Here is a 12,207-nt window from a genome sequence, read left to right on the forward strand (position 1 = left end):
TGCTTGCAGCCTTCTCCCTGACAGCCCTACTGCTGGCTCTCACGCCAGGACCGGACATGACGTTCTTTCTGGGCAAGACCATGACCCAGGGACGCAAGGCCGGCTTGGTTGCCGTGCTCGGTGCCAGTAACGGATTGATCGTCCATGCGCTTCTGGCCGGGTTTGGCCTATCGGCACTGCTTGCGACCTCCGCTGTTGCCTTCAGCATCTTGAAATACATCGGCGCGGCTTATCTGATCTTTCTCGCCATGGCAGGCGTTGCGCGGTGGGTCCTCCCTGAAGCTCGACGCAACGAAGCCGCGCAAACCACAGTCGATGAAACAGATCTGGCTGCAAGGGGTCATGATCAATCTGCTGAACCCGAAGATCATCCTGTTCTTCGTGACGTTTCTTCCGCAGTTTGTTTCACCGAGCGACCCTTTTGCCTCGCACAAAATCCTGTTCCTCGGCCTGTTCTTTCTGGTCATCGGGATGCCCGCAAGTGTCGCCATTGTTTTCAGTGCCACAGCGCTGGCGAGGTTCCTCAAGTCATCGCCGCGTGCCATGCGGGGCTTTGACTGGATGTTTGCCGGGATCATGGGAGCTTTTGCCATCAAGCTTCTGGCCGTTCGCGCCGCCACAAACTGAGCAGCACACGACAATTCACGCAGGAGACATCACATGATCGAAGTTTGGGGTCGCGCCACCTCGTCAAATGTTCAGGCGGTCGTCTGGGGACTGGCCGAGATGGACCTGGCCTTCACCCGGTACGATCTTGGCCATGCCTTCGGCGGACTCGATTCTGAAGATTTTGGCGCCCTGACGCCACATCGACTGGTGCCGGTCTTTCGAGATGCCGATGGCACAGTGGTATGGGAAAGTGCAGCCATTCTGCGTTACGCCGCCAACAAATACGGCAAGGCGCCCTTCTGGCCGGACGATCTCAGCGCCCGAGCCAAGGTCGACATGTGGGCAGAGTGGGCCAAAATCAACGTCACCACCGCCTTCGCCCGCTCGATCTTCGTACCGCTGGTCCGCACTCCCGCTGATCAGCGCGACATGTCCGCCATCGCGAGCGCCTTGCAAGCCCTTACAGGGCAATTGGTCAAGGCAGAGACCCAGCTGGCCCAACACGCCTTTCTGACGGGAGATGTGCTGACACTGGCCGATATTCATCTTGCGCATGTGCTGTATCGTTATTTCACGCTAGACTTGGTGCGCCCGGACTTGCCTCACCTGAAGGCATATTATGGTCGCCTTAGCCAGCGTCCGGCGTTTAAGAAACACGTCATGGTCAATTACGACGCGCTGCGCGCCTGATCTCACAAACCGACGGCCGCGACAGAACGACACAACACTGACACACCACGGCCTGGCAATCTTATTTGCCCTCGTGACAGGCAGGTCTTTCAAGTCTCTGCGTGTCATGCCTGTTGCCTTTCTTGAAATCACTCCACCCGGGAGCCTTCGATGACCCAGCCTCTGCACCGCGATGACGCTTATCTCAAATCCTGCACTGCCAAGGTGGTCGAGGTGAATGACCTGGGCGGCATTCTGCTGGACCAAACTGTTTTCTATGCCACAGGTGGTGGTCAGCCCGGCGACAGCGGCACGCTGATCCTGGACGACGGTCTGCGTATCGCTATCGCCACCACGGTTTATGACACAGATAAAAATCGCATCGTCCATGTTCCGGCGGAAGGGCAACCTGTGCCCAATGTCGGCCAGGGTGTGACGGCGGAAATTGACTGGGAGCGACGCTACAAGCTGATGCGCATGCACACGGCCTTGCATCTGCTGTCGGTGGCCTTGCCCTTTCCTGTGACCGGCGGCCAGATTGGTGAAGATGTGGGACGCCTCGACTTCGACATGGGCGATGCGCCGCTCGACAAGAACGAGACGATCGCCAAGCTCAATGCGCTTGCATCTGGAAATCACGCTGTCTCGTTTGAGTGGATTACCGATGAGGAACTCGATGCCAATCCCGGTCTGATCAAGACAATGTCCGTGAAGCCACCACGCGGTAGCGGTCGGGTGCGGCTGGTGCGTATCGGTGACATCGACCTGCAACCCTGTGGCGGGACCCATGTGGCACGGACAGATGAGATTGGCCCGCTGACACTGGGCAAGAGCGAAAAGAAGGGCAAACAGAACCGCCGTGTGCGCATCAGCTTTGCCGATTGAAACCCGCGCTCACATTTCAATACGAAAGGTCCGGCATGAAACTTGAAGGACGCTGTTGCTGCGGCAAGGTTGGCTTTGCCGTCGAAAGCCGCACCCCCACCCCTTACATGCGCTGTTACTGCTCCATTTGCCGCAAGACCGGTGGCGGAGGCGGCTATGCCATCAATCTGATGGCCGACGCGAAAAGCCTTGTTGTGACCGGAGCAGATCACAAGGCGATGTTTCATGCCACCGTAGACGGCAAAACAAGCGAGGCCGAGCGGCACTTCTGCAAAGCCTGTGGCAGCGCGCTCTATCTGTGGGACCCGCGCTGGCCCGAGTTGATCCATCCGCTCGCCTCTGCCATTGATACGCCCCTGCCGACACCACCGGAAATCGTCCACATCATGTTGGGTTCGAAACCCGACTGGGTTGCAGTGCCCGATGGACCGAACCATATCCACTTCAATGGGTATCCCGAGCTGTCCATCGAAGATTGGCACAGACAGAAAGGTCTCTACCTCGAACAGGAAGAGGACGAATAAAGCACATGAACACATCTCCCCTCGTGACACCGCAGTGGCTTGAAGACCACCTCAACACACCCGACGTTTCCGTTGTCGATGCCTCCTGGTATCTGCCTGCGATGAACCGCGACCCGGATACGGAATATCTGGAAGGCCACATCCCCGGAGCCGTGCGCTTCAACATCGACAAGATTGCCGATACCACAGTCTCCCTGCCGCACATGCTGCCCGACCCGCAGAGCTTTGCCGAAGCAGCCGGTGCCATGGGCATCAACGAAGCCGACACCATCGTCGTCTATGATGGCGCCGGGTTGTTTTCCGCGCCGCGCGTCTGGTGGACCTTCCGCATCATGGGCGCAAAAAACGTCTTCATTCTCGACGGCGGCCTGAAAAAATGGAAGGTCGAGGGCCGACCGCTGGAGAGTGGCCCGGTGACGCCCAATGCCCTTAATTTCACGCCGCATTTCGATGAAAACGCTGTCGCAAATCTTGACCAGATGCGCGGCATCATCGACACGAAATCCAGACAGGTACTGGATGCCCGCCCCGCAGACCGGTTTACTGCCAAAGCGCCGGAACCGCGCGAAGGTATGCGCTCCGGCCATATGCCCGGGGCTTTCAACCTGCCTGCCAGCCACTTGACCAATGAAGATGGAACGGTCAAATCTCCGGAGGAGCTCAAGCTCCTTTATGATCAGGCCGGCATTGATCTCGACGCACCGATCACCACCACATGCGGCTCCGGTGTGACAGCAGCAACGCTGGCTCTGGGGCTGGAAATCGTCGGCGCCAAGGATGTGTCCTTATACGACGGGTCCTGGACCGAATGGGGTGGCCGCGCTGACACGCCCATCGACACGGACGCAGCATAACGCGGCTGATGACGAGAAAGGGGCATATGGCCCCTTTGCTCATCACATTCCAATTTCGGCTCAAGTCAGCTTGCTCTTGCAGCGCAAGTCTTGCCATTTGGCATAAATAGACTATATTATGCCAAAAGGAGATCAGCCATGCTGAACGAAGTTGCCCGCACCGCATCCCTGCCTGACGTGCCTGTCATCACCGATGAGGAAGCGGCAGCGCTGGCGCGTGCATCGGTCAACCTTCTGGCCAGATGGCAGGTAAGCGACGCGGACGCTCGCGAGATCCTCGGCGGCATGTCGGCGCGCACCTATGCACGCTGGAAGAAAAAGACTTTGGTCGCATCGACCGGGATCTCGCAACACGACTGTCGCTGCTGATGGGCATCCACAAGGGCTTACGCTATCTTTTCACGGACCCCACGCGCGGCTATCGCTGGATCAACCAGCCCAATGCAGCCTTTGACGGCAAACAACCGCTTGAGATCATGACCGCCGGTAGCATCTTTGCTCTGGCCCGGGTGCGTGGCTATCTGGACGCAGAGAGAGGCGGCTGGTGACATTGCCAGATGCCTTGCAGACACAGCACGTTGGCTGGCCGCGCGCCTACCGACTGATCCGGTCCATTCACCCTCCCATTGATCTGTTTGAAGACATCGCCGACCCACAAGACTGGGACGCCCTCGCCTCCGCCGAAGCCAAAACCAATCCGCGTGTTCACGAGCAGGTTGGCCAACTGGCGCTGGTGCCACCTGAACGCCGCGTTTCCGGACCGGGTGCAAGCTATCTGATGGCTCCCTTCGTTCACGTCAGCGCGGATCGACCGGGCCGCTTCACCTCGGGGACTTACGGGGTTTATAGCGCTGGCAACAGCGAAGAAGTGGCCTTGCGCGAAGTTGCTTTTCACCACGGCCTGATGATGCGCGCCAGCGCCGAACCCTCTGGCTGGACCTCGCAATTTCGCATGTTGGTCAACCGGATAGATGTTGACCTGACCGATGTGCGCACGCGTGCCGATCTGCACGATCCCCAACGCTATGATGTCTCTCAAGCCTTCGCCGCCAAGCGACGGGCTGCAGGCGATAATGGCCTGCTTTACCGCAGTGTGCGCTGTGATGGAGGTGAATGCGTTGCCCTGTTCTGGCCCGATCTGATGGACATTCCCCGTCAGAGTGCGCATTTCGAACTGCACTGGAACGGACAGACTGTCGACCGCATCCGTAATTGCCACACCCGCCAGATCTTCGCGCTGTGACTTCAACAAGAGCCAAGACAAACCATCTTTAAAACGACAAAGCCCCCGGCGTTGAAACACCGGGGGCTTTGAAGCATTTGGCCTGTATAATCAGGTCGCCGTCACATCCTGAAAAATCAATGGTTGAGGATCTGGCTCAGGAACAGCTTCGTCCGCTCATGCTGCGGATTATTGAAGAACTCTTCCGGCTCGTTCTGTTCCACGATCTGGCCGGCATCCATGAAGATGACCCGGTTTGCGACCTTGCGGGCAAAGCCCATTTCGTGGGTGACGCAGAGCATGGTCATGCCTTCTTCGGCAAGACCCACCATTACGTCCAGAACTTCCTTGATCATTTCCGGATCTAGAGCCGAGGTTGGCTCATCGAACAGCATGATCTTGGGGTTCATGCAAAGCGAACGGGCAATCGCCACACGCTGCTGCTGACCACCAGAAAGCTGGCCTAGGTATTTGTTGGCCTGCTCAGGGATCTTCACACGCTCCAGATAGTGCATGGCGATTTCTTCCGCCTGCTTCTTCGGCATCTTGCGAACCCAGATCGGGGCCAGCGTGCAGTTCTCCAGGATCGTCAGATGCGGGAACAGATTGAAGTGCTGGAAGCACATCCCGACTTCACGACGGATCTCGTCAATCTTCTTGAGATCGTTGGTCAGTTCGATCCCGTCAACAAGGATCTGGCCGGCCTGATGCTCCTCAAGACGATTGATGCAACGAATCATTGTCGACTTACCGGACCCGGAAGGTCCGCAAATGACAATGCGCTCGCCCCCCATCACGGTGAGATTGATATCGCGCAAAACGTGGAACTCGCCGTACCACTTGTTCATGCCCTTGAGTTCGACTGCGACGTCCGTTTCGGAAATTTCCATCCGTGAACGATTGGCGCTCGCTTCTTCGGCGGTCTGTGACATTTTTCTCTCCAAAAAACTTGTTGCCTGGCGACGGTCGCGGACGACCGTCGCGCATCACGGATGCTTAGTTTTTGTGCCCGGTGTTCAGGCGTTTTTCGATAAAGATCGAGTAGCGCGACATCCCGAAACAGAACAGGAAGTACACGAAGGCTGCGAACAGGAAACCGGTGTGGCTCTGTGTCGGCGTCGACCACGTGGTATCGGCAAGCGAAGACTTCACCTGACCGAGGAAGTCATAAATGCCGACGATCAACACCAGAGACGTGTCCTTGAACAGCCCGATGAAGGTGTTCACGATGCCCGGAATGACCATCTTCAGCGCCTGTGGCAGAATGATGAGATACATCATCGGCCAGTAGCGCAGACCGAGTGCCATTGCTCCTTCATACTGCCCTTTCGGCATGGCCTGAAGACCACCACGAACCACCTCGGCCATATAGGCAGAGGAGAACAGCGCAACACCGACAAGCACGCGCAGCAGCTTGTCGAAATTGACCCCGTCCGGCAGGAACAGTGGAAGCATCACCGACGACATGAACAACACCGTGATCAGCGGAACACCCCGCCAGAACTCGATGAAGATCACCGAGACCAGCTTGACGATCGGCATCGCGGATCGGCGCCCGAGCGCAAAGAGAATTCCCAGCGGCAATGACACCGTAATGCCGGTGACCGCAATCACCAGTGTAACCAGCAGCCCGCCCCATTCCGCTGTCTGAACAATCGGCAGGATGACGGTGTCACCAAACACAAGGCCGGTCAGCAGATAATAGGAAATGATCGGGAAAGCGATCAGGAGCAACAGAGCGTTGATCGCCTTGAACGGCGCTTTTGGCATCGCCATCGGGATCAGCAAAGCGGCAAACAGTATGAAGACGATGTTGACGCGATAGATCTGGTCCGGCGGATAACGACCGTAGATGAACTGCGGGAAATAATCGCGAACATACGCCCAGCATGCCCCGACTTCACCACCGTTTGCGGCGGGAAGACAGGCTGTACGGTCCTTGCCGGTCCACACAGCGTTGACAAAGGCGAAGTCAATGAGCGGAATGACCACCGACGCCACGATAATGATGCCGATAATGCTCAGGATCGTGTTGAGCGGCGAAGAGAACAGGTTCTCCCGCAGCCAGCCGATAACGCCGCGATTGGACACCGGAGCCTTGAGCCGCGGTGCCTCTTCAGTCCTCAGGTGGAAGACTTGAGAATTCGTCATGTCGTCCCTCACCTTTCTACAAGCGCCATGCGCTGGTTATACCAGTTCATGAATGCCGACGTCAGCAGACTGATTGTCAGATAGACGGCCATCCAGATCGAGATCACCTCAACCGCCTGACCGGTCTGGTTGAGAACCGTTCCCCCCACCGCGACAAGGTCGGGGTAGGCAATCGCCACGGCAAGTGACGAATTCTTGGTCAGGTTCAAATACTGACTGGTGAGCGGCGGAATGATGATGCGCATTGCCTGCGGAATAACCACAAGACGCAGCGCCAGACCGGACCGAAGGCCGAGAGCATTGGCTGCTTCGGTCTGTCCATGGCTGACCGCCTGAATACCGGCACGCACGATTTCAGCGATAAAGGCGGCCGTATAGAGCGCCAATGCCAAGGTCAATGCGAGGAATTCCGGAATGATGTTCAAGCCGGTTCCCAGCTGGAAGCCGCGCCGCAACATCGGCCCCGTATCCTTGTAGATCGGATAATCCCAATGCATCGGCATGCCGCTTGCGAGATACGCAATCAGCGGAAGCACGATAATCAGGCCAAGGCCTGCCCAGAACGAAGGAAACTGCTGTCCCGTCTTTTCCTGACGAATGCGGGCCCACCGCGCCACCACAAAGGCCAGTACGATCGCAACCAGCAAGGCAATCCAGATCACGGAACTGCCTGGTTCGAACACCGGTTTGGGCATGCGCAGCCCGGTCACGTTCAAGCTGAACACGCCCAGGAAGTTCCACGCCTCACGCTTGCCGGGAACCGCGCGCAATGCGGCGAGATACCAGAAGAGAATCTGCAAGAGCAACGGAATGTTGCGCAGGGTCTCGACATAGGCGCCAGCAAGACGCGAAATCACCCAGTTGTTCGACAACCGTGCGATCCCAACCAGAAAGCCGATGACGGTTGCAAAGAACACGCCAACAACGGCGACCAGAAGCGTGTTGAGCACGCCCACCATGATCGCTCGACCATACGAGTTGGTTTCATTGTAAGGAATAAGAGACTGAATGACGCCGAAGCCGGCGTTGTCCTCGAGAAATCCAAACCCGGACGCAATGTTCTGCTTGTCCAGATTATGGATCGTGTTTGATACGAGCCACCAGATGCCTAATCCGAGAAAGACCACCAGAACGATCTGGTAGACAATTCCGCGCACCTGTGGGTCGTTGATCAGGGAAGAACGTTCCGGCGCCCCCACCGAATTCCGCTCCTGCATATAATCACCCTCGCCAACTGAGAAATTTCTCTGCCGCTTCGCCCGCCTCAAGCAATCGCGCTACGACAGAAAATCCCGAAAAGGCCCGGTGCATGCATTGCAAGGCACCGTGACCCCGTGAGCACTCTTTCTTTTGGTCGTTTCGATTCACCACGCCAGCTGTCCAAGGACCGATGGTTGATGAAGTGGTCGGGTCGTAAGGCACTTTTGATGCACCTTCAAGATCCGTCCAATCCCTTACCCTGTCTGCCAATCTTTTTGCGGCATGATCAGGTTGGGGATTTCAAGAAGGCCGGTCGATGGACCGGCCTTCTCAGGATCTCGATCACGAGGATCGAACAATATTCAAAGACCAGTCGACGGTCTTAGCGAACCGGCGGGGCATACATGATGCCGCCCTTGGTCCACAGAGCGTTCAGACCGCGAGCGATGCCGAGCGGAGTGTCCGGACCAACGTTGGCGTTGAAGACTTCGCCGTAGTTACCAACCATCTTGATGATGTTGTAAGCCCAGTCGTCCTTCAGGCCGATCATGTCACCGAAGGAACCGTCAACACCGAGAAGACGTGTGATGGACGGGTTCTTGCTGTCCTTCTTCATCTCGTCGACATTCTTGGACGTTACGCCGAGTTCTTCAGCGTTGACCATTGCGAACAGGGTCCATTTAGCAAGGTTGAACCACTGATCGTCGCCCTGACGAACCACGGGGCCGAGCGGCTCCTTGGAGATGATTTCCGGCAGAACGATGTTGTCGCTCGGGTTCTTCAGCTTCAGACGGTTCGCATACAGACCCGAAGAATCTGTGGTGTAAACGTCGCAACGACCCTGGTCGTATGCCTGAATAACTTCGTCAACGTTGTCGAAAGCAACGGTTTCGTACTTCATGCCCTGCGAGCGGAAGTAGTCGAGCCAGGTTGAGTTCGGTGGTCGTGCCGGTCTGCGTACAAACCGAAGCGCCGTCCAGGTCCTTAGCCGAAGTCACACCCAGTTCTTTGCGAACCATGAAGCCCTGACCGTCGTAGAAATCGACGCCAGCGAAGTTCAGGCCCAGCTTGGAATCACGTGTCATCGTCCAGGTAGTGTTACGCGACAGAATGTCGACTTCACCAGACTGGAGAGCGGTGAAACGCTCCTTGGAAGACAGCGGCGTGAACTTTACAGCCTTTGGGTCGCCGAAGATTGCAGCAGCAACCGCGCGGCAATAATCAACGTCCAGACCGGACCAGTTCCCCTGCGAGTCAGGGCTGGAAAAGCCCGGAACGCCCTGAGAAACGCCACACTGGACGAAACCCTTGGCCTTCACGTCGTCCAGCGTGGACGCGTTCGCGGCAGATGCAAAGCTCATCAAGGCAGCAGCAGTAGCGCCGAGAGCAAGTGGCAAAAATTTACGAGTCATGGATATGCAGCCTTTTGTTACCCATACTTTTATCGTTTTATTGGGATCAAATGGAAAGCGGCCCCGTACCCTGATCGAAATCAATATACGCACACCGAAATTACGCGGTGGTTCCTCTGCCTCTTCCCCCGAGCCCAACGTGACCTATACGATGGCATTTGAAACATTGGGTCAAGAGGGAGCGCTAAACGCCACGTCAGTTTGTACAGGAGAAGGCTAATTTTTAGCCTTCCGCACACGCACATAAGGTGAACATGAGTAAAAAACAGACACTCGAAAGCTTCAAACCCGACACAATCCTGACGCATGCGGGTCTGAATCCGGCTGAATTTCATGGGTTCGTCAATCCTCCCGTGGTCCATGCGTCCACCGTATTGTTTCCAGATATCGCCACAATCAAGTCCGGCGGCCAGAAGTATGTCTACGGTCGGCGGGGCACACCAACCAGTGACGCTCTGGAGAGTGCGCTGTGCGAACTTGAGGGGGCGGCTGGCGTTAAACTTGCCACATCGGGTGCCAATGCCATCGCTGTCGCCTGTCTGTCATGCCTCAAGGCGGGTGACCATTTTCTGATCGTCGACACGGCCTATGGGCCGACGCGGCATTTCGCCGACACGGTTTTAGCCTCCTACGGCGTCGAGGTTGAGTATTACGATCCCGCCCTCAGTGAGAACATCAAGAACCTGTTCAAGGACAACACGGCCGCGATCTTTACGGAATCGCCCGGCTCGCTGACCTTCGAAATGCAGGACATTCGTGCCCTCTGCGCTGCCGCTCATGACATCGGTGCCAAGGTGCTGATGGACAACACATGGGGCACGCCCCTTTATTGTAAGCCCCTGGAGCTTGGCGTTGATTTGTCAATTCAGGCCGGCACCAAATATATCGTCGGCCATTCCGATGTGATGCTGGGCACGATTGCTGCCAATGAAGCTTCCTTTTCCGCCTTGAACGAAACCCATGGCGCGATGGGCGTTCATGTTGGGCCAGACGACGTCTATCTGGCCCTGCGCGGTCTGCGGACCATGTCGATCCGCCTGGAACGCCACATGAAAAGTGCGCTGGAAATTGCTGGCTGGCTGCGGGATCGCCCGGAAGTTGGTGCGATTCGCTACCCTGCCTTGCCAGGATCGCCGGGCCACAATCTCTGGCAGCGAGATTTCTCAGGGGCCTGTGGCCTGTTCGCCTTTGATTTTGCCGAAGGCACCACGGAAGAACAGTCGACAGCATTCTTCGATGCCCTCGAAATCTTCGGCCTTGGATTTTCCTGGGGCGGCTTCGAGAGCCTGGCCATTCCGGTGTTCCTGAAAGACATCCGCACCGCCACAGCCGCGCCTGCATCCTTGTCGGGTCGCCTGCACATTGGACTGGAAGATCCCGAGGATCTGATCCGCGATTTGCAGCAGGCCCTTAAAAAGGCCTTTGGCTAACAAAAAACCCTGCCGACGGGTCATCGTCGGCAGGGTTGCATCACACGTGAAATCGTCCAGCCAACATAGTCTCAGACCGTGGGATCGCGGCGATTTTCCTTAAAGATCAGCCACAGATTGCGCAGATAAATGATCAGGCCGAGCGCCTTAGCCGGAAATGATCACCGGATCGCGGCGCTGAATGGCATAGATCAGCAGCAGAAGCCCGCCGCCAATGGAAAAGAACCAGAAGGCGATTGGCACGACAGAGCGCCCAAGGCGCTCCGATGCAACCCACTGCACCACAAACCGCATCATGAACAGGCCCTGCGCAAAGAAGCCCAGAATAATCCAGAAATCGAATTGCTGGATGAAAACGGCGTGAATATAATCCCAGAAAGCAGTCATTGTTCTATCCGTGAAATCCGCAAGAGGGCCCGCCTGGAAGACCAGCCACGCCTTGTCCTTTCATGCCGCGGCATAAGGGACACTCTTCGATCAATTATCCAAAGGCGGTAGCGGCGTAACAGTTGGAATGCTCTTGCGCCGACGACGCAGCCACCACACTCCGATGAGGTCGAGAACCCCGATCAATGCTCGATCAAAAATACCATATTTCGATGTGCCGTGACGTCGCTGACGGTCCTGCACATCGACATGCACCACATCATAGCCTTCGCGGATCACGAGGGCTGGCAAAAACCGGTGCCAACTGTCGAAATAGGGCAGCTGCAGGAAAACCTCGCGGCGCAGGGCTTTCAGGCCACAACCGCTGTCGCGGGTCTTGTCCTTGAGGATCGCACCGCGCAGCTTGTTGGCAAACTTCGAGGCATAACGCTTTGCCAGACTGGCCTTGCGGCCAAGACGCTGACCGGCGGCCAGCGCAACCCCCGGCCCGCCTGCGGTCAGCGCGTCGAGCAACTCGGGAATATAGGCAGGATTGTTTTCGCCGTCACCATCAATGGTGGCCACCACATCGCCACGCGCATGCAGCAACCCGGTGCGCACCGCACAGCTCTGGCCACAGGCATGTTCATGCCGCACAGGGCGCAACCAGGGGTTCACGCCTGCATAGCGCTGCAAGACTTCCGTGGTGCCATCGGATGACCCGTCGTCGACAACGATCACTTCGAAGGTCCGTCCCGCAAGCGCGTCGCGAATCTCGTCCAACAGGATCGGCAGATTTTCAGCCTCATCCTTTGCCGGCACGACGACCGTCACGTTGAGCTGGCCGCTCGACGCACTCATGGCTTCCGCATAGCTGCTACTCAT

11 protein-coding genes and 4 pseudogenes are annotated in these 12,207 nt (G+C 57.1%); 9 read left to right on the plus strand and 6 right to left on the minus strand.

From position 1 onward, the window contains the following. Nucleotides 1–80 precede the first annotated feature (80 nt). The 8 genes and pseudogenes from AC0L7U_RS02655 to AC0L7U_RS02690 all read left to right on the plus strand — a co-directional run. Nucleotides 81–191, plus strand: a pseudogene (locus tag AC0L7U_RS02655) (LysE family translocator); the annotation flags it as partial. A 67-nt stretch (nucleotides 192–258) separates the two neighbouring features. After that, nucleotides 259–627 carry a LysE family translocator gene (locus AC0L7U_RS02660; RefSeq protein ID WP_473693589.1) on the plus strand — a complete coding sequence of 123 codons (369 nt, stop codon included), beginning with the start codon at nucleotides 259–261 and terminating at the stop codon, nucleotides 625–627. A gap of 33 nt (nucleotides 628–660) precedes the next feature. After that, the gene (locus AC0L7U_RS02665) at nucleotides 661–1,299 is read left to right on the plus strand and encodes a glutathione S-transferase family protein (protein WP_473693591.1); all 639 of its coding nucleotides are present in this window, start codon (nucleotides 661–663) and stop codon (nucleotides 1,297–1,299) included. Between the two features lie 150 nt (nucleotides 1,300–1,449). Further along, nucleotides 1,450–2,163 (plus strand): alanyl-tRNA editing protein, encoded by a 714-nt coding sequence (locus AC0L7U_RS02670; RefSeq protein ID WP_473693593.1) that lies wholly within the window; start codon nucleotides 1,450–1,452, stop codon nucleotides 2,161–2,163. Between the two features lie 35 nt (nucleotides 2,164–2,198). Then, entirely contained in the window at nucleotides 2,199–2,687 is a 489-nt protein-coding gene (locus tag AC0L7U_RS02675) for a GFA family protein (protein ID WP_473693595.1), read from the plus strand. A gap of 5 nt (nucleotides 2,688–2,692) precedes the next feature. After that, on the plus strand, nucleotides 2,693–3,541 hold the full coding sequence (gene sseA, locus AC0L7U_RS02680) for a 3-mercaptopyruvate sulfurtransferase (RefSeq protein WP_473693597.1): 849 nt from the start codon (nucleotides 2,693–2,695) through the stop codon (nucleotides 3,539–3,541). A 138-nt stretch (nucleotides 3,542–3,679) separates the two neighbouring features. Then, a pseudogene (locus AC0L7U_RS02685) lies at nucleotides 3,680–4,089 on the plus strand (antitoxin Xre/MbcA/ParS toxin-binding domain-containing protein). Continuing rightward, a complete protein-coding gene (locus tag AC0L7U_RS02690) occupies nucleotides 4,086–4,784 on the plus strand; it encodes an RES family NAD+ phosphorylase (protein WP_473693599.1) in 699 nt (232 codons plus the stop codon). The pseudogene AC0L7U_RS02685 and the gene AC0L7U_RS02690 overlap by 4 nt, the downstream one beginning before the upstream one ends. Nucleotides 4,785–4,900: 116 nt before the next feature. Here the strand turns inward: AC0L7U_RS02690 and AC0L7U_RS02695 are convergent, their stop codons facing one another. The 4 genes and pseudogenes from AC0L7U_RS02695 to AC0L7U_RS02710 all read right to left on the minus strand — a co-directional run bounded on the left by AC0L7U_RS02695 (nucleotide 4,901) and on the right by AC0L7U_RS02710 (nucleotide 9,526). Next, nucleotides 4,901–5,695 (minus strand): amino acid ABC transporter ATP-binding protein, encoded by a 795-nt coding sequence (locus tag AC0L7U_RS02695; RefSeq protein WP_473693601.1) that lies wholly within the window; start codon nucleotides 5,693–5,695, stop codon nucleotides 4,901–4,903. A gap of 64 nt (nucleotides 5,696–5,759) precedes the next feature. Further along, nucleotides 5,760–6,914, minus strand: a complete 1,155-nt coding sequence (locus AC0L7U_RS02700; RefSeq protein WP_473693603.1) for an amino acid ABC transporter permease — start codon at nucleotides 6,912–6,914, stop codon at nucleotides 5,760–5,762. A gap of 8 nt (nucleotides 6,915–6,922) precedes the next feature. Beyond that, nucleotides 6,923–8,131, minus strand: coding sequence for an amino acid ABC transporter permease (locus AC0L7U_RS02705; RefSeq protein WP_473693605.1), 1,209 nt, complete (start codon nucleotides 8,129–8,131; stop codon nucleotides 6,923–6,925). 365 nt (nucleotides 8,132–8,496) lie between these two features. Next, a pseudogene (locus tag AC0L7U_RS02710) lies at nucleotides 8,497–9,526 on the minus strand (amino acid ABC transporter substrate-binding protein). A 254-nt stretch (nucleotides 9,527–9,780) separates the two neighbouring features. On the opposite strand from AC0L7U_RS02710, the gene metC reads away from it, so the two are divergent. Continuing rightward, complete coding sequence (metC, locus tag AC0L7U_RS02715; protein ID WP_473693607.1) at nucleotides 9,781–10,956, plus strand: cystathionine beta-lyase; 1,176 nt, start codon at nucleotides 9,781–9,783, stop codon at nucleotides 10,954–10,956. A 71-nt stretch (nucleotides 10,957–11,027) separates the two neighbouring features. On the opposite strand, the pseudogene AC0L7U_RS02720 reads toward metC, so the two are convergent. Together AC0L7U_RS02720 and AC0L7U_RS02725 are read right to left on the minus strand one after the other, a co-directional pair. Further along, nucleotides 11,028–11,343, minus strand: a pseudogene (locus tag AC0L7U_RS02720) (lipid-A-disaccharide synthase N-terminal domain-containing protein). 90 nt (nucleotides 11,344–11,433) lie between these two features. Next, entirely contained in the window at nucleotides 11,434–12,207 is a 774-nt protein-coding gene (locus AC0L7U_RS02725) for a glycosyltransferase family 2 protein (RefSeq protein WP_473693609.1), read from the minus strand.

This window comes from Roseibium sp. 10G30-5, from assembly GCF_055809635.1.